Raw genomic sequence first — 18156 nt, forward strand, 5'->3', positions numbered from 1 at the left:
TCGGGATACCGACTCAGACCGATAGGGCGAACGAGAAGCTCCACCCAGGGGCTAGAACGCAGCGCACTTACGAAGTTTCATTCGCAATCGCTCATTGCCTTTGCAAAGACACAGAGCCCCTAAAAAAAGGGAACTCATCTCCCCGAGAAGTGATGCCCGCGACGGCTTGAAGCAACGTCGCGTGGGCATCATGTGAATCAGACAAAGCCTCAGCGACATGAAGTCGCCGAACAAGTACCACTACTGGCTTTGCATGTCGGAGGCGTTTTGCTCCGCCATCGATTCCATCTGCTCTTCGGTGTGGACGACGCTGTCATCGACGCCAGTCGAAGTCGCTTCGGGTTGGTTACCACAGCCGGCGACCAAGGCGGCAGACACAAACAGGACACTCAGGCAGAAGAATCGTTTCATTTGACTTTCCATCAGGAACAAGAAATGGGAAGCGAAACAATCTAGAGCGACAGGGGGGAAAATCAAGCCCGGTCAATCGTGCAAGGAGAATTTGACTACGGCTCCAAACGGATCGCGTTCGTGCAGGACTATCTGGCGAAGCTACCGCTGATTTTCATCCGCAGCGAGGCCCTGCCCTTGCACCCAAAGATACCGCTGCCCGAGTGTCAAACCACGGTGACTTTCGTTACTACCGTCGGGCCAGACAATGGTCGCCGAGATGACGGAATCTTGATCAAGTTCACCGACTTCGTCGCAGGCAAAACGCAAGACCTGCTCGTTACCACACTGATAACCGTTTCCCGCCAACCGATATTTTGTGATCGCTCGCTCGGCATATCTCAGGGTCACGATTGCGCCGACGGCGTCGCGGTGACATTGCGTCCCCACCAACCTGATCTCGATCGTCGAAAAACGTTGATCGGTGTGATTGATAAACAGTCCCGCTGGTTCGAACAATCGGGTGACAACAAAGTCCAACTTTCGATCACGATTAAAATCCGCGGTTAAGAGCGCCCTGGCTAACTGTGGTGACGCGAATGATTCACCGATCGATGCCGCATCAACCGGTTGATATCGATCGTCAGCGGCGCGACGAAACAGCTGCATCGGCATTCGATAGTTTTGTCCGGAATGGGTGAAGTCATCGACGTGACCGTTGGCGACCACCAATTCCGGCGTTCCGTCACTATCGGCGTCCAACCACTGAGTCCCGTACCCCAACGTTCGAATCGTCGGATCGACCAACGCCCATGCGTCCGTTCGGTCAGACCAAACACCGTCATGAACTTGCTGATAAACGGTGTTGTAGTCATCACTGAAGTGGGTGACATAAAAATCAAGATCGCCGTCGTTATCGGCATCATCGGCGGCGATTCCCATCGAGGCTTGTGACAGGCTTCGAGCGTTAAACGCGACGCCGCGTGCGGCCCCCTGTTCTTGGAACTTTTGCCCCCCGATCCCATACGCCGTTGCTTCCGGCCGGGCTGAATCCCTCTCGATTCTGCCCGACCAAAAGTGATTGGCGGTCATGTCGTTGGCGACATAGACATCGATGCCGGGTGCCTGATCGAGTTGCCCGACCACCAACCCAAGTCCTCTCCCCGCTTGTATTTTCGCCAACCATTGCTGCGTCTGGTCGACAATCCGGCCGTGGTCCGTAACCGAATGGACACGATCGTGCTGAGCCGGAAAAACGAGCGGTCCGCAGGATCGATGAACGGTGAGTTCATCCGGAAAACACCGTCGGGTCACCACGTCGTCGCCACTGACATACTGAACGTCGAATAGTTCCGCGAGGCCATCGATATCGAGGTCAGCGATCGCAACCGAAGTTGTCCACTCCTGATTGGATTGAAACTGCGATGTTTCAGTCGCGTCGATAAAGGTGCCATCCCCTTGATTGATCAATAATCGATTTTGACCAAAGACGCCGACGTAAAGATCTGGAAAACCATCACTATTGATGTCCCCCGATGCGACACCTTGCGAGTATGACTGATCCCGGCAATCGGCGAGATCGGTGACGTCACTAAACACCCCGTTTCGGTTTCGATAGAAACGATTCGTCGAAGAATTGCCTTTTCGCGGCTGGCCATCACACACGGTCATGTAGAGATCAGGCCAGCCATCATGGTCGTAATCGATCGCACTCGCACCACCGGCACCCGATTGATAAATCCAAAGTCCCGCCTCACCATCAGCAGGCGGGGCGATCTTGCAACGATGATTTAGATTTCGGGACTTCGCTTCATCACTAAAACGAATCGCAGCCTGTTCGGTCGTAGCCGCAATGGCTATTTTCGATTTCGAAGACTCCCATCGCGGCGTCGGCAAGCTGTCGACATCCACTCGTGAGGCCACCAGCAATGTTGGATCTTGCCAAGGAGTCTTCGCCGTCAGTTGCCCCTTTAGTTCCAGAAAGACTTCGTTGGCATTTGCAACGGGGTCCTGCGACATCCGTACCGCCGCCCGCGCCCAATTGGCAGCTTCCCAGATCCTTCCCAACGTTTGCATCGACCGGGCGATTTCGACGGCGGCTCGCTGAGAATGTCGGCGCCAATACAACAGTGAATCGATTTGATCACGCATCGCAGTGATCGCTTGGGCACGCTTCGAAACGATCGCCGATTCTTCGGCATGTCCAATCTGGGCGAGCAAGTTTGCCAACCGACTGAGCGCTTCACCGCTATTCTCGTCCAATTGAACGGCGTTCCAGTAAGCACGCACCGCCTGTTCGTTCTGTGCTTGACGCTCAGCCCATCGCCCCGCGGCCAACCAATACTGTGGTTGCCGCCGGACTTCACTACCAACGGTCGCCAACCACTCCTTCAGAAGTTGCGATTGATCGTTTTCAGGGGAATCGGTTTCGACGATCGCTCGACCATAATACGCCGATGCCTCGGCAAACTCTGGGTGCGTCGACCAGACTTGTCGCAATGAATCGATCGCGTCAGCCCAACGGTTGTCATAACAAACGGGACGGACGAGCGCGTACCGTGGTCGCTGGTCACCGGGGTTTTGCGACAACACATAGTTGCACATTTCCTCATCGGTCTGTGGTCGCGACAAATCGGACAAGATCAACAATTCATCGACACCGGCCTGATTGTGCTGCACGAGAGATTGCAGATGTTCGCGGGCACGCCGCTCGAGCCCGAGGGACGCTTGCAGGCCGGCCAGATCGCGGCGGGTCGCCGCACTCGAAGGGTCGAGCAGAACCATCTGCTGCAATACCTCGATCGACCGAAAAGGTTTCGCCAACTGCATCCACTGACGTCCGATCTTGTCCAGGATCAAAACCGAGGGAGTCGTCTGGGCATCGATCGCCGCTTGGTAACGATCGATCGCGATGCTCGGTTGTTTCATCGCGACGGCGAGATCGCCGGCAAGTTGAAGGACTTCGGTATCATCTGCAAATTCAACCAAACGTGGACGAAGTGCCTGTTCGGCCAGAGCAAACTGGCCCGATCGAGCAAGTCGTGTGACTTCACCGATCAGTGACTCGCGTGACGCCGAAGACGTGTGTGACTTGCCAGCGGGAGTTCCCAATGCTGGATCTGATTCGAGCTGCGTGGCCGGTGAGTCAGATTCTTGCCGAGAGGCCCCGCAACCGACACTGATCGCAAGGCACAACGACGGCACGATCATGAGCCATCGACGACCGTATCTCCCCTGATATCCTGGCGTGTTCGATCGCATGCCGTCGTCAATAAATCACGAGTCATTGAAGTTAGAAAACGCAAACGTCGTTGGCGACGCGTTCACTGAGGGACGCGTTCACTGAGGGACACTGCGGCGTTCCTTTCGATACGCACCCGGAGGCTGCCCGACCGCCCGACGAAATGCCACGCTCATGTACTCTTGATTTTGAAAGCCGGTTTGCCGAGCGATTTGGATCAGAGTCAAATCGCTATTGGCAAGCAAATAACGAATTTGATCGATTCGCCGACGGAGGATCTCTTGGTGAGGCGTTCGACCTAGGATATCGCGAAATCGACTTTCAAGCATCCTCCGTGAGATCGGAATCCGATCGAGTAGATCCTGAACATTGATCGGTTCGCAATAGTGGTCGCGAATAAAGCGAACCGCTTCGGCGACATCGGGATCGCTGATCGCAACAATATCGGTCGATTGCCGAGCGACGATGCCTTTGGGAGGCAGCAGACGCAACGAGGGCAGTTGACTGCGACTGCGACGCGACTTATTCATCATCGTGTCCAGCGTTGCGGCGGCCACCCGTCCCGCTTGCTCGGCATCGGGAACGATGCTGGTCAGCGGTGGCGTTGAGAGGTCGCACAACAACTCGTCATTATCGACCCCCAGGACGGCGACTTCTAATGGCACTTTCAAATCGCATTCCCGGCAAGCATCTAATACTTCCTGAGCCTTGATGTCATAGGTAGCGAAAATACCGATCGGCCGCGGTAGCCGACGGAGCCATTTCGTCAATCGCTTCCGTTCGGCGCCAGGCGATCGCTTGGTGTGGCGCTGATCGACGAACGTACTGCAGGGGAACCCATCCTTCTCGACACACTTAAGAAACTCGGTTTCGCGATTCGTTGACCAGACAAAACGTGCATCGCCACAAAACGCAAACTGTTCAAACCCCCGTTCACGAAGATGGCTGTACGCCATCGCTGCGATCGCGGCGTCGTCCGTTTCGACGCAAGGCACTTCGGGTACGTGACGAGCGGCGCTGACGTCGACCACTGGGATTGTCAACTTTTGGATCACCCGCGCGGTCTCTTGATTCTCAATCCGGGCGATCACACCGTGACCTTCCCAGCTTTGCAGCCAGGACGGCGGGACACTGCCACGATCTTGCTCAGTCAAATAAATCGACCATTGCTCATGTTCATGAACGTACGAGGCGATGCCGCGAAGGACGCCGCGGGCGTAGGCATTGGACGTCTCGATCAGCAGCGCCACCGACTTTCGTTTCTTTGCCATGAGTTCCTCGCCGGCTTCGATTCTGCGGGGTGACCATTGAAGCCCTGACGATTCAGACAAGTCACCGCTGTTCAGTGATCGATTCGCCTTCGGCTCACCCGCGGGTTCTAATCCCGCCTTCATGCCTACTGTAGTTGATCGCCGGCGTTCCTGCGGTGACTTCATCACACGGAAACGGCCTCTTGAAAAATAGCACATAAACCATGCGCACATTCACATTTAGGGATAATGGATCCCAGATATACTTCTCCAGTGGCCTGATCGGTCGTGATGCGCGCAAGTCGAACGTTGACGTCGCCGACTGAAATAGAACCGTGTTGACCGAACGCGTTGCCGTCCCAACCCGCCACCTCAAGACCGTTTGAACGGCTGCTTCCCGGACTGCTTCTTCGTTGTCGCAGGATCGCCGCCTCGATCTCACCGCCTTCACCCCCTCCCCACCCTCTCGCTGGATTGCCTTCGAAAATCATGTCAGACGCAAAGAAAGTCAAAATGGCCATGGTCGGTCTCGGATTTGGTGCCGAGTTTATTCCGATTTACAAAGCCCACCCCGGCGCCGAAGTGGTTGCCGCTTGCCGTCGCAACGAAGCCGAGATGAACAAGGTTGCCGACCAATTTGAAATCCCCAAGCGTTACACCGATTTCGAAGATGTGCTCAGCGATCCAGACATTGATTGCGTTCATATCAACAGCCCGATCGGCGATCATGCCTGGATGTCGTTGAAAGCCCTTGACGCCGGCAAGCACGTGATGTGCACCGTCCCAATGGCCACCACGATCGACGAATGTCGCCAGATTGTTGAAAAGGTTGAAGAGACAGGACTGAAATACATGATGGCCGAAACGGTCGTCTACAGCCGCGAGTTCTTGTTCATCAAGCAGATGTTCCAGTCGGGCGAACTCGGTGACATTCAACACCTGGCCGCGTCGCACCCGCAAGACATGGACGGCTGGCCGGATTACTGGAAAGACATGATTCCGATGCACTACGCGACGCACGTCGTCAGCCCTTGCCTGGGATTGGTCGATGGCTTGGCCGAGTACGTCAGCTGTTTCGGATCGGGTCAAGTTCGCGACGAAATCGCCGAGCGCAGCGGCAACAAGTTCGCCGTCGAATCGTGCCACATCAAGATCGCCGAGACAGACCTTACGGCGCATGTTTGGCGAGCTCTTTACGATGTTGCCCGTCAGTACCGCGAGAGTTTCGACGTCTACGGGACAAAGAAGAGTTTCGAGTGGACATTGATCGAAAACGAACCGCACGTGATGCACGTCGCCAAACGTCCGGAAGCTGAAATCGCCGAAAAGATCGAAATCCCCGACTTCGCGCACTTGTTGCCCGAAGAAATTCGACGCTTCACCCAGCCGCAAGAAATCCACGACGCCGATCATCTTTCGTTCATCCAAGGTGGCGGACACGGCGGTTCGCACCCGCACTTGGTTCATGAGTTTATCAGCGCGATCCAAGAGAACCGCGAGCCTCGACCGGGCGCCGTGACAAGTGCGAACTGGACCTGCGTCGGCATCTGCGCCCACGAATCAGCCATGAAAGGCGGAGCGATCGTCCCATTGCCGGAGTTCACCCGGCAACCGGCACAAACCGTTTGATCAACGAAAACCGCCGACAACGCGAGGCCCATCGTTGCCTCGCCAGATTCGCCGGCGGTCCACAAAGTAAGATGACGTTACCAGCCCACCTCTTTATTCTCACCGGCACTTTTGCGACATGAAACCTATTCTGCTCACAAGAGTTCTCCTGCTCGCGGCATTTGCCTGCCTGCCCGTCACCGGTCATGCGGAGAACCTCAAAGCCCTTTTTCTGGGCGATCAAGGCCATCATCAACCGGCCCGTCGCTTTTATGAACTTGCCCCCGCGATGGAAGCCCGCGGGGTTCAACTGCAGTACACCGAAGACGTCTCGCAGTTGACCGAAGAAAACCTCAAGCAATATGACGCGTTGGTGCTATACGCCAACATCGACAACCTGGATCGTCAGTACGCCGACGGCTTGATGGCATACGTCGAAAACGGCGGCGGATTCGTACCGTTGCACTGCGCCTCGTTTTGTTTTCGAAACCAGCCGGACATCGTGGCACTGATGGGCGGCCAATTTCGATCGCACGAAACCGGTGTCTTTCGAACCATCCAAGCTGATCTGACGCATCCAATCCTCGAAGGCTACGGAGGCTTTGAAAGCTGGGACGAAACCTACGTCCATCACCTGCACAACGAAACCAATCGGACAGTCCTGGAATACCGCGCGACCGATACCGGCCGCGAACCCTGGACCTGGGTTCGTACCGAAGGTGATGGCCGCGTCTTCTACACCGCATGGGGTCACGACGGACGCACTTGGACCGACCCGGGTTTTCAAAATCTTGTCGAACGCGGAATTCGCTGGGCCTCCGGCGATGACCCAGCCAAAGCGGGCGCTTACATGGCCGACCGAGCCTTCGAAGCTCCCGAGATGACCGAGCTCGCCGGTTCGGATGACGATTTCGAGTTCGTCGATGTCGGCAACAAAATCCCGAACTACACGCCGTCGAAGCAGTGGGGCACCCAAGGCAAACCGCTCAGCAAAATGCAGTTGCCTTTGTCACCCGAGAAATCTCAGAACCACTTCGTCGTCCCCGAAGGCTTTCACGTCGAACTATTCGTCAGCGAGCCACAACTGGGCGGCAAGCCGATCTTTGTCACCTGGGACGAAGACGGTCGCCTGTGGGTTTGCGAAACCTATGACTATCCCAACGAACTCGCCCCCGGCAATAAAGGCCGCGACAAGATCCGTATCTGCGAAGATACCGACGGCGATTACAAGGCGGACAAGTTCACCGTTTTTGCCGAAGGCCTGAGCATCCCAACCGCATTGGCGTTCACCGCCGATGGCGTGCTTGTTCAAAATGGAAACGAAACTCTGCTGTTGACCGACACCGATGGTGACGACGTGTCTGACCAACGCGAGGTCGTGATCACGGGCTGGGAACTAGGCGACACCCACGGCGGCGTTAGTAACTTTCAGTACGGTTTGGACAACTGGATCTGGGCGATGCAAGGTTACAATAACTCGCGCCCCGTCGCCCGCGGTGAGGAGCAAGGCCGATTCCGAATGGGCTTTTTCCGCATGCGTCCCGATGCCACGGAAGTCGAATTCATTCGTTCGACCAATAACAACACGTGGGGACTGGGGATCAGCGAGGAAGGCCTGATTTTTGGCTCGACCGCCAACGGAAACCCTAGCATCTACATGCCGATCCCGAACCGCTACTACGAAAGCGTTCGCGGTTGGGCTCCCTCGCTGACGCTTTCCTCGATCGCCGACACGAATGACTTCGAACCGATCACCGACAAGGTTCGTCAAGTCGACCACCACGGTGGATACACCGCCGGTGCCGGCCACGCCCTTTACACCGCGCGGGAGTACCCGCAGGAGTACTGGAATCGCATCGGATTCGTCGCCGGTCCGACGGGCCACCTGGTCGGTTCGTTTGTTCTCAAGCCCGACGGATCGGACTTCCATTCGACCAGCCCCTTCAACCTGATCGCCAGCGACGACGAATGGTCCGCACCGATCATGGCCGAAGTCGGTCCCGACGGGAATGTTTGGGTCGTCGATTGGTACAACTACATCGTCCAGCACAACCCAACGCCACAGGGATTTGAAACCGGAAAGGGCAACGCCTACGAAACCGACCTGCGTGATAAAAAACACGGCCGTGTCTATCGCGTCGTTCCCAACGAAAAACCGGCCAAACCAGCCGTCGCATTGAGCGATGCCAGTGCCGCCGACTTGGTCGACGCGCTGAAGAACCCGACCATGTTGGTGCGAAAGCACGCCCAACGTTTGCTGGTCGAACAAGGCAAGCAGGATGCCGAAATCGTCGAAGCGTTGATCGCCTTGGCGAAAGATCAAAGCACCGACGAAATCGGACTGAATGTATCGGCAATCCATGCGTTGTGGACACTGCACGGCCTTGGTGTTCTCGATGGTTCAAACCAGCAAGCGACCGAAGCTGCGATTGCGGCACTGGGGCACCCTTCGCCGGGTGTTCGCCAAAACGCGATCGCCGTGCTGCCCAAGGCGGCCGACACATACAGTGCCATTGTCCGGTCTGGCATCCTCGAAGATTCGCACCCGATCGTTCGCTTGTCTGCACTGCTGGCAACAGCGGATTGGGAGAGCAACGATGCGGCCGGCGCCGCAGTTCTTGGGGCGTTGTCCGATCCACGGAACCTGATCGATCGCTGGATTCCTGACGCGATGACCAGTGCCGCGGCCGCCCAAGCGGACAGTTTCTTGTCGGGACTCGCTTCGCTGAATCTCAGTGCCGACGGAAGCTACCGTGCGAAGCAACTGGAGATCATCTCGATCGTCGCAGACCACTTCGTCCGCGGTGACGATGCCGGTCAAGCCCCCGCCGTTCTGGCAAGCCTGACCGATGCCTCACCAGAAGTCTTGCAAGCGGTCATCACGGGTATGAATCGCGGCTGGCGAAATGACAATCAAGTCAACTTGACCGCCGACGTCGAAGCGAAACTTGAAAACGTTTTCAAGCAAGCCGACAACTCCAGCCGTGGCCAACTCGTTCGCCTGGTCGAACGCTGGGGAAGCGAGCGTCTGGCTAAATTCGGTGACGAAATCGCCGATCAATTCCTCGACAAAGTTGAAGACGAATCGCTGTCGACCGAACAGCGCGTCGCGGCTGCAAAGGAGTTGGTTGACTTTCGTCCGGAAAGCGACGACGTCGTCGAAGACTTGTTCGAGCTGATCAACCCGCAGACGGCACCCGATGTCGCCACCGGACTTTTGAATGCCGTCTCGCAAAGTCGATCCGAAGCAGCTTCGGAAATTATCGTCGAAGAACTCGCCGCGATGACACCTTCGTTAAAGACCGTCGCGATCCGTGGCCTGCTTTCGCGGCCAAGCTCGACGATGGCACTCCTCGATGCCGTCGAAGCGGGTGACTTGCCGCTGGCCGACTTGGCGCTTGATCAACAACAAGCCCTCGCCTCGCACCCCGATCGCCGTATCCGACAACGGGCCGGCAAAGTCCTCTCGCAAGGTGGTGCACTTCCGAGTGCCGACCGGAAAAAAGTGCTCGACGAATACGCCGCCGCGGCCGAACACAAGGGTGATGCCGCAATCGGGAAGCAACTGTTCGTCAAGAACTGTGCCCAATGTCACGTCCATAGTGGCGAGGGCAATGCGGTCGGTCCCGACTTGACCGGAATGGCAGTTCACCCCAAGGAAGAATTGCTCGTTCACATCTTGGATCCCAGCCGAAGCGTCGAAGGTAACTTTCGTGCCTACAGCGTTCTGACGGTCGATGGTGTGATCATCAGCGGGATGCTGGCTTCGGAATCAAAGACTGCGATCGGGCTGTTCGACACCCAAGGTAAACCTCAAACGGTGCTGCGTAGCGACATCGAAAAACTGGTCGCCTCGCGAAACTCGATTATGCCCGAAGGCTTCGAGAAAACACTGTCGGTCGAACAGATGACAGACTTGTTGGAGTTCCTGACCCAGCGTGGCAAGTTCACCCCGCTAGACCTGCACAAGGTCGCAACGGTGGCAAGTGACAAGTCCATGTTTGTGAACCCCAACAGTCCCGCCGAACGATTGACGTTCCGTGATTGGTCCCCAAAAACCTTCGAAGGCGTGCCCTTCAAATTGATCGATCCGGAGAACCAACAGGTTCCCAATATCGTGGTGCTTTATGGATCGAACGGTCCGATCGCCAACAAGTATCCGAAGAGCGTTTCGTTACCCGTCAGCGGACCGGTCCGGAACATTCACATGTTGAGCGGCGTCGCCGGCTGGGGTTTCCCGTACGGGCCGCGTGATCAACCGGCCCTGATCGTTCGCCTACATTACGCCGACGGCGAAACAGAAGACCACACGCTTAATAACGGTGAACACTTCGCCGACTACATCCGTCGGGTCGATGTACCGAAATCGAAGTACGCCTTCGATACCGGCGGCGGACAAATCCGTTACTTAACCGTATCGCCGAAGCGTTCCGAACCACTCGCAGAAATCGAACTGCGTGACGGCACCCCGGAAATCGCCCCGGTCGTGATGGCAATCACGGTCGAACAATAACTGAAGTTCGATCACATTAATCTTTCCAAAACGCCTGGTCGCTGCGAAGTGGCCGGGCGTTTTTTTATGCGCCGGTCGGAACGGTTTGGTATTTTTTTGGGGTCTTGTTCATCGCCAACCCCTGAAATCGAGTGCTTCGACCATCTTAAATCTTCGGGTTCGGCTCATCAGCCGACGGGCGTTCGCCCCGGTTATTGCTCCGAAACCGTGGCTAACGCCATGCGGCTAATCCTAATTTCATAGGTTTATGAATCACTAGGCTTAACCAAATGACGATCGCGATGGTTCTCGTGCGATCCACCGCGTCTCGAGCCGTCGGCTCACGACGTTCGGGGTATCATCGAGATATCCCAAGCCCCCTCCCCAACGATCGAGTGCATCATGGTCCAACGATTCTTGCGAACTCGTTGCTCTTCAATACAGTTCGTGACTGTTTTCGTGGCAGCCCACTTCTGCTGTTTCGTTGCGTCGTCTTTCAACGTCTTTGCCGAGCCGCCGTCCACGCTGTACCGAATCGACGCAAAGTCTCCCGAAGGTCTTCGCCAACTCTTTCAACGTGGCGGCGGTCCGTTACCGATCGTCAGCGCCCATCGTGGCGGCGGCGAAATGCCTGGTTATCCGGAAAACTGCCTCGAAACGTTCGAGCACACGCTGCGTCACGCCTACGCGATGCTGGAGATCGACCTCCAGGAAACCGCCGATGGGGCTTTAGTACTGCACCATGACGCAACACTCGATCGAACCACCACTGGAAACGGCCCCGTATCCGACCAAACACTCGCCGAACTGAAACAGCTATTCCTCAAAGACGTCGACGGCAACGTCACGTCCTATCGCATGCCAACGCTGGAAGAAACCTTGCAGTGGGCACGGGGCAAAACGATCTTGATCTTCGACAAAAAGAAAGTCTCTGTCGAACGGTGTGTGCAAGAAATCCAGCGGCACCAAGCACAAAGCTATGCGATGGTGATGGCTTACAGCATCGACGAAATCAAGCAGTGTCACCGACTTGATTCAGACATCATGATGGAAGTCATGATCGGAAACGACAAACGATTCGATCAGTTTCAACAAAGCGGGGTGCCGTTTGATCGAGTGGTCGCATTTGTCGGACACCAACCTCCGACCGACCAAGCCTTGATTGAGCGTTTGCACGGCGAACGTGTGTGCTGCATCGCGGGAACATCACGCAACTTGGACAAGCCCCTCAAAGACCTATCCAATCAAGACGATCCTTCCGCCAAAAAGAAAACCGAACTGCAATCGAAGTATCAGGAACGCCTCGATTTCGGCGTTGATTTGATCGAAACCGACTTGCCCGTCGAAGTCTCCACCCTGCTCGGCTTGACCGATCAAGTTCCCGACGCCAAACGCCGTTTTTTCATTCCACGATCAGAGCATGCCCCAGAGTCAAACCACAACTCGCATCATCAACTCGAACGGATCCAAGTTTCAGACGATGGCACCCACTTCGTCGGTAAAGATTCCGGAGCCAAATTTCGACCTTGGGGCTACAACTTCGTTGGCGAATTCGGGCAGATCGTCGAGGAATACTGGGACGAGAATTGGGCGTCACTGGAAGAAGACTTTCGTGAGATGAAGCGACTCGGTGCCAATGTTGTCCGCCTGCACTTGCAAGTCGGCACCTACATGCAATCTCCCAACGAAGTTGACCACCACCAACTCCGGCGTCTCGCATCGGTTTTGGACTTGGCCGACCGAACCGGTCTTTACCTGGATTTGACTGGGTTAGGCTGCTATCACCTCGATCAAGTGCCGGATTGGTTTGCCGAGTCAAACGAACGACAGCGGTGGGAGACGCAGGCCAACTTCTGGGAGGCGATCGCCAAAACTTGTTCGGGGCATCCGGCAGTGTTCTGTTATGACCTGATCAACGAGCCTGTCTTGGGCCCGCCCAAAGACGGCGAACATCCGTGGCTGTTGGGTGAGTTGGGCGGCCAATACTTTGTCCAGCGGATCAGCCATCGAGGAGACGCCTCGTCACGCCAAGATATCGCGGCCGAGTGGGTCAACCGAATGGTCACTGCGATTAAGAAGCACGACTCCGAATCCATGATCACGATCGGTGTGATCCCCTGGGCTCATGTTTGGCCCAACGCCAAGCCGCTGTTTTATTCCGCCCCGATCGCCGATCAATTTGATTTCGTCAGCGTTCATTTCTATCCGCAAACCGGGGAAGTCGACAAAGCGATCGAGGCATTGGCGGTCTACGACATCGGGAAACCACTTGTAATCGAAGAAACGTTTCCGCTGAAGTGTTCACTGGATGAATTCGATACGTTCATCAAACGAAGCGAAAAAATCACCGAAGGTTGGATTGCGCATTATTTCGGTCGCACGATCGAGCAGCATCGCGCCGGCGCCGAACCCGTCGGGCCAATCGCGGCACAGTTCCTCGAGTACTGGTCATCAGCAATCGATACCAACGAGTAAGCCGACAACGCGATCCGCAGGCCCCAGCTTTCCAGTCACCAGCCCAACGCAAGCGAGATCGGCTCACAAACACCGCATCGCAACACCTTCACTCTCCCTGCAGGGAGAGTCGGGCCTCCGGCCCGGTGAGGGTCTCGCCAACCGTCGACGCTTCACCACTCACGTCGTCCATCAAACCCATCCAACGCCGGCATCTAAAATCGCCCCTGCCGCTGTGTTAAGTATTCAGTCAACGCGGTGTCGAAAGGCATGCTGGTGTCCAGTGGGACATAATCGATCTGCAGCTTATTACACCCTTCGCGGTAAGCATCCCTGAACTCTTGCAGGGCAGCCAAGTAGTCGGCGCGAAATCCGGTGGCGTCCACGCTGACCGTCTGCCCAGATTCCGAATCGGTAAACTGAACCGGACCGTCGTACGGAAACTCGACCTCGGCGGCGTCCAAGACGTGAAAAACGATCACATCGTGCCCCGCGTGTCGCAATCTTGCGAGTGCAGAAATCGTTTGGTCGATTTGCACCTTCCAATCCACCGAATCGTCGTCGGCCGGCCAAAGATCGCTGAACAGCATCACCAATGAGTGTTGCTTCAACATCGCGGCGACCTGCGAAAGCGATGCCGGAACGTCGGTCGTCCCCTGAGGCTGTAAATTCGAAAGCTGTGCGATGACGTCGCCAAGGTGACCGCGTCTTGATCGTGCGGGGAGCGACGCGTGTAGCTTTTCGTCAAACGTGATCAGTCCGACCGGGTCTTGTTGCATCAGCATCAGGTACGTCAGGGCTGCCGCCAAACAGGTCACATACTCGAACTTTGTCATCGATTGACTTTCGGTGAACCCCATCGACGAGGACAGATCGATGACCAGGTATCCAACCAGGTTGGTTTCCGACTCGAACCGTTTGATAAAGTACTTGTCGGTCTTGGCATAGACCAACCAATCGATCAGTTTTGGATCATCGCCACGGTTGTAACGTCGGTGCTCGCTAAACTGAACCGAAAACCCTTGAAAGGGACTGCTGTGCAACCCTTGCAAAAATCCTCGGACCACCATCCGGGCACGCAAATCCAAACGTTTGATTTGCTGCAACGCTTCCGGCGATAGTGGCGAACTCATTGGGGCAAACTCATTTCGTCAGCTTTTCCGGTTGCGGTGGCTGAATGTCATCGATCAATCGGCGAACCACCGAATCGCTATCCATCCCCTCGGCCGTCGCTTGGAAGTTAGTGCCAAGCCGATGCCGTAGCACGGGCAGCGCGATCCGCCGCACGTCACCGATATCAACGCTAAATCGTCCATCCATCGCCGCGATCGCTTTTGCACCGGCGATCAAGTTTTGGCCGGCGCGAGGTCCGGCACCAAAGTCGACCAATTCGCGAACATACTTGGGCGCCGAAGTGTCCGAAGGACGTGTCGCCCGCACCAGCGATGTCACATACTTGATTACAAACGGATTGACGGCCACGCTCGTGACCAATTGCTGCACATTGAGAATCGCCCGTGCCGAAAGCACCTTGTTCACCGACGGTGTTTCACCACGCGTGGTTGCTGTCAGGATTTGTTCTTCTTCGGCAGCCGAAGGATAGTCCAGCTTGATGTTGAACATGAACCGGTCAAGCTGCGCCTCGGGCAACGGGTAGGTGCCTTCTTGTTCGATCGGGTTTTGTGTCGCGATGGTAAAGAACGGCTTGGGCAACTGGTACGTTTCCCGTCCGACGGTGACCTGTTTCTCCTGCATCGCTTCAAGCAGCGCGGCCTGTGTCTTCGGAGGGGTCCGGTTGATTTCGTCGGCCAACAAAATGTTGGTGAAGATCGGGCCTTCGACAAAACGAAATTGCCGTTTTCCGCTTTCGTCTTCTTCAAGCACCTGGGTGCCGGTGATGTCCGACGGCATCAAGTCGGGTGTGAACTGAATCCGCTTGAACGAAACATCCAGGATGCTCGCCAACGTGCTCACAATCAACGTCTTTGCCAAACCGGGGACGCCTTCGAGCAAGCAATGCCCTTTGGTGTAAATCGACGCCAGCAGTTGCTCGATCGTTTCATGCTGGCCGACGATGACCTTGGCCAACTCGGAACGAATCGTCGTCTGGTGATCGGCAAATTCACGCAAGACGTCACCAAGGTTTCGACCCGAACCCCCAGACGAAGGTTTTCCTGATTTCCCTGGCGGCGGAGGAGGTGGCGTTGACGCGTTCACGATTTGCGGCGAACCCTTGGAAAGTTAAAGTGATGATCGTTGACGCTTGGGCTTCAACTCAACGGTGCCGCGATTCGGCACAGGCAATTTAACGCCCGGCTTGGTGACACTCCACCGGACGTCAAGATAAGATTAGAACAGTCCATCGCTCGACCACTTCAGGACGAATCATTTTAGGATCAAGATGCTTCGAATTGCTAAGCTCGCCACCTTCGCAATCCTCATTGTCTGGTGCATCTTACCTAAACCTTCAAAGGCGGCGATTGATGCGGCGACCGTCAGCCGCTCGATCGACCGCGGGATCGCGTACTTACGAGGGACGCAGACCGACGGCGGTGGATGGGTCGAATACCCCGGCAATTCATGCGGCTTGAGCGCACTGTGCACGCTCGCTTTACTTAACGCCGGTGTCTCACGCGAAGACGCGGCGATCCGCAATGCGATGAAGTATTTGCGGGCTACCGAAGCCACGCAAACCTATTCGGTCGCGTTGCAAACCCTCGCATATTGCCAATACGGATCGGCCGCCGATATGCCACGGATCCGCGACAACGTTTCCAAGTTAAGCGGCGAACAAATGCCCAACGGTGCTTGGGGCTACGGCGGAAAACGTGTCTCGCGAGGCGACCCGTCCAATTCGCAATTTGCGTTGCTCGCCCTCGGCGCCGCACAAGACCATGGCGTCCAGGTCGACCCGGAGGTCTTTCGCCGGGCGATCGATTACTGGAAAGGATTACAGAATCCCGATGGCGGTTGGAGCTACAGCGGTGGCGGATCGACGGGCAGTATGACGTGCGCCGGCGTCGCGTCGTTGATCATCGCCCAAGGAAGACTGGGTGACAACAGTTCGTCGATCGAAGACGGACGCATTCAGTGCTGCGGTGGCGAAAGCGACGAAGCAGATCCAATCCAAGCCGGACTCGATTGGTTGGCCCGCCGGTTTATTGTCGAAGACAATCCGAACGGTCATGCGTCAACCTATTTCTATTACCTGTATGCGATCGAACGTACCGGACGCTTGTCGGGACGACGTTTCTTTGGCGGTCACGACTGGTATCGCGAAGGCGCCGAGAAATTGCTGTCGATCCAAGATGGCTTTCAAGGTTTTTGGTCCGGCGGTGACTGGGAACCAGCCTCGGTCGCGACCTCGTTTGCCTTGCTGTTTCTTTCTAAAGGAAAACGGCAAGTGGTCGTCGGCCAGTTGGAGCACCTCGCGGATGATCGCCCACAGTGGCAACCTCATCCCGATTCACTGCGGCAATTGATTCGCCACGTCGAACGATCGTGGGGGCGCGACCTGACCTGGCAGACGGTCCGACTGAAAGACGCCAACGTCGTCGACCTGCTACAAACACCGGTGCTGGTGATCAGCGGCAACGAGTCGCTGAACCTAACGGATTCACAGCGGGCGTTACTGAAAGACTATGTCGATCAAGGCGGTACGATCTTGTTCGATGCCAGCGGCGACTTTGGATGTGGTAATTCGGCCAACTTTCAAAACAGCGTCGCGAATCTGTGCGCAAGTTGGTATCCCGATGCGCCGCTGGAACGCCTGCCGACATCGCATCCGGTGTTCAGCGCCGAACGACAAGTCGACATCGGTGCCATGCCGACGAATTTTTGGATCTATGGAGTTCAAGCGTGCTGCCGAACCGCCGTCTTCTTTGTCCCCCAAAGTTTGACGTGTCGCTGGGAATTGTCCGACAAGCTATTCACCCGCGGTGATCCACAAAACTCGCTCCGCCGCCAGATCGATCACTCCGTCCGCATCGGGCAAAACGTGATCGCGTATGCGACCGGCCGAGAGCTAAAAGACAAACTTGACGCCCAAATCGTCCTACAGCCCGAACCGCTATCGGAAGCCGCGCGCGGCTCGACGCGGATCGCCAGCCTTGCGATTGGAGCCGGCGGCGCGGATGCCCGGCGCGCGTTGCCCAATGTCGCGACGATCATTCGCAACCAAGCGCAAGTCGATCTGTCGGTACCCGATTCCGAAGTCAGTTTCGAACCGTTGGACCTTGCCAACGTCGACTTGTTGTGGGTGCATGGCCGTCGTGAATTTACGTTGACGGCGGACCAGCAGAACGCGCTGCGGCAATTCATCGAGCGTGGTGGTGTTGTCCTGGGAACCGCAATCTGTGGTGACGACGCCTTCTCCCAATCGTTTCGGACCGAATTCAACCGCGTACTTGGCGATCGACCACTTCGATCGATGCCGGCCGATCATCCGATGCTGACACGGCAGTACCTGGGCTACGACATCCGTTCGGTCACGATCCGTCGGCCCGGTCAAACCGGCAACACGTCGCAATTGCGAAAGCAATCCGGACCGCCGCTGTTGGAGTTCGCGGAAGTCGACGGGTTTGTCTCGGTGGTGTTTTCACCACTCGATTTATCATGTGCCCTCGAAAGCCAGAACAGCGTCCAGTGCCCCGGCTACAAAACCGAAGACGCGGCCAAGATCGTCACCAACGTCGTCCAAATGACGCTCCATCAATAGCGTC

General features: G+C 56.3%; 10 protein-coding genes. 4 read left to right on the top strand and 6 right to left on the bottom strand.

What is annotated here, in order from left to right; genetic code table 11:
- Positions 1 to 240 precede the first annotated feature (240 nt).
- The 4 genes from FYC48_RS28115 to FYC48_RS08395 all read right to left on the bottom strand — a co-directional run bounded on the left by FYC48_RS28115 (position 241) and on the right by FYC48_RS08395 (position 5402).
- Positions 241 to 411, bottom strand: coding sequence for a hypothetical protein (locus tag FYC48_RS28115; protein WP_200836566.1), 171 nt, complete (start codon positions 409 to 411; stop codon positions 241 to 243).
- Between the two features lie 141 nt (positions 412 to 552).
- The gene (locus tag FYC48_RS08385) at positions 553 to 3600 is read right to left on the bottom strand and encodes an FG-GAP-like repeat-containing protein (RefSeq protein ID WP_160149397.1); all 3048 of its coding nucleotides are present in this window, start codon (positions 3598 to 3600) and stop codon (positions 553 to 555) included.
- A gap of 129 nt (positions 3601 to 3729) precedes the next feature.
- On the bottom strand, positions 3730 to 4902 hold the full coding sequence (locus tag FYC48_RS08390) for an AraC family transcriptional regulator (protein ID WP_149496263.1): 1173 nt from the start codon (positions 4900 to 4902) through the stop codon (positions 3730 to 3732).
- A 164-nt stretch (positions 4903 to 5066) separates the two neighbouring features.
- Positions 5067 to 5402 carry a hypothetical protein gene (locus FYC48_RS08395; protein ID WP_149496264.1) on the bottom strand — a complete coding sequence of 112 codons (336 nt, stop codon included), beginning with the start codon at positions 5400 to 5402 and terminating at the stop codon, positions 5067 to 5069.
- On the opposite strand from FYC48_RS08395, the gene FYC48_RS08400 reads away from it, so the two are divergent.
- The 3 genes from FYC48_RS08400 (at position 5371) to FYC48_RS08410 (ending at position 13456) form a co-directional block, all read left to right on the top strand.
- The gene (locus FYC48_RS08400; RefSeq protein WP_149496265.1) at positions 5371 to 6510 is read left to right on the top strand and encodes a Gfo/Idh/MocA family protein; all 1140 of its coding nucleotides are present in this window, start codon (positions 5371 to 5373) and stop codon (positions 6508 to 6510) included. The genes FYC48_RS08395 and FYC48_RS08400 overlap by 32 nt on opposite strands.
- A 118-nt stretch (positions 6511 to 6628) precedes the next feature.
- Entirely contained in the window at positions 6629 to 11002 is a 4374-nt protein-coding gene (locus FYC48_RS08405; RefSeq protein ID WP_149496266.1) for a PVC-type heme-binding CxxCH protein, read from the top strand.
- 438 nt (positions 11003 to 11440) lie between these two features.
- Positions 11441 to 13456 (top strand): glycerophosphodiester phosphodiesterase family protein, encoded by a 2016-nt coding sequence (locus tag FYC48_RS08410; RefSeq protein ID WP_160149398.1) that lies wholly within the window; start codon positions 11441 to 11443, stop codon positions 13454 to 13456.
- A 194-nt stretch (positions 13457 to 13650) separates the two neighbouring features.
- On the opposite strand, the gene FYC48_RS08415 is transcribed toward FYC48_RS08410, so the two are convergent.
- Together FYC48_RS08415 and FYC48_RS08420 are read right to left on the bottom strand one after the other, a co-directional pair.
- Positions 13651 to 14568 carry a DUF58 domain-containing protein gene (locus FYC48_RS08415; protein ID WP_149496268.1) on the bottom strand — a complete coding sequence of 306 codons (918 nt, stop codon included), beginning with the start codon at positions 14566 to 14568 and terminating at the stop codon, positions 13651 to 13653.
- Between the two features lie 10 nt (positions 14569 to 14578).
- A complete protein-coding gene (locus FYC48_RS08420) occupies positions 14579 to 15565 on the bottom strand; it encodes an AAA family ATPase (protein WP_235034146.1) in 987 nt (328 codons plus the stop codon).
- A 271-nt stretch (positions 15566 to 15836) separates the two neighbouring features.
- On the opposite strand from FYC48_RS08420, the gene FYC48_RS08425 reads away from it, so the two are divergent.
- Positions 15837 to 18152: a DUF4159 domain-containing protein gene (locus tag FYC48_RS08425; protein WP_149496270.1), complete on the top strand. Its 2316-nt coding sequence runs from the start codon at positions 15837 to 15839 to the stop codon at positions 18150 to 18152.
- Positions 18153 to 18156: the final 4 nt, after the last annotated feature.

The organism is Roseiconus lacunae, assembly GCF_008312935.1.
GTDB lineage: Bacteria > Planctomycetota > Planctomycetia > Pirellulales > Pirellulaceae > Stieleria > Stieleria lacunae.

Bases quoted from the DNA above. Each gene is read 5' to 3' on its own strand.
- FYC48_RS28115 (WP_200836566.1), bottom strand. From the start codon at position 411: ATGAAACGATTCTTCTGCCTGAGTGTCCTGTTTGTGTCTGCCGCCTTG.
- FYC48_RS08385 (WP_160149397.1), bottom strand. From the start codon at position 3,600: ATGATCGTGCCGTCGTTGTGCCTTGCGATCAGTGTCGGTTGCGGGGCC.
- FYC48_RS08390 (WP_149496263.1), bottom strand. From the start codon at position 4,902: ATGGCAAAGAAACGAAAGTCGGTGGCGCTGCTGATCGAGACGTCCAAT.
- FYC48_RS08400 (WP_149496265.1), top strand. From the start codon at position 5,371: ATGTCAGACGCAAAGAAAGTCAAAATGGCCATGGTCGGTCTCGGATTT.
- FYC48_RS08395 (WP_149496264.1), bottom strand. From the start codon at position 5,402: ATGGCCATTTTGACTTTCTTTGCGTCTGACATGATTTTCGAAGGCAAT.
- FYC48_RS08405 (WP_149496266.1), top strand. From the start codon at position 6,629: ATGAAACCTATTCTGCTCACAAGAGTTCTCCTGCTCGCGGCATTTGCC.
- FYC48_RS08415 (WP_149496268.1), bottom strand. From the start codon at position 14,568: ATGAGTTCGCCACTATCGCCGGAAGCGTTGCAGCAAATCAAACGTTTG.
- FYC48_RS08425 (WP_149496270.1), top strand. From the start codon at position 15,837: ATGCTTCGAATTGCTAAGCTCGCCACCTTCGCAATCCTCATTGTCTGG.